This is a genomic window from Paenibacillus popilliae ATCC 14706, assembly GCF_000315235.1.
GTDB lineage: Bacteria > Bacillota > Bacilli > Paenibacillales > Paenibacillaceae > Paenibacillus_B > Paenibacillus_B popilliae.
On the sequence record NZ_BALG01000201.1, the window covers coordinates 1 to 277 of the forward strand.

General features: G+C 52.3%; 1 pseudogene. It reads right to left on the bottom strand.

Annotation, left to right across the window (positions count from 1 at the left end):
* Positions 1-277 (bottom strand): annotated as a pseudogene (locus PPOP_RS20710) (ISNCY family transposase); the annotation flags it as partial.

Genomic DNA, 277 nt, shown 5'->3' on the forward strand with positions numbered 1-277 from the left:
GTCAGCCAAAGGCGTTCAATACGGCCTTTGGCTTGAGGCGTGACGGCCTTAATATGCTCGATGTTCAAGTCGGCCATGGCTTTACCGAAATGGGCGAGCGGGATGCCATATTTGTGTATGCCCTGCTGCATTACAAGCGAATAGCCTTCACGGCATTCGTTTGGTCGGAAAATTGCACCAACAACCGTTCCAGTAGCATCATCGATAGCTGCATGCAAGGAGAAGCCTGGAGCGCGATCCTCGAGCCAAGCATAAGGAGTGGCATCGATCTGCCAAA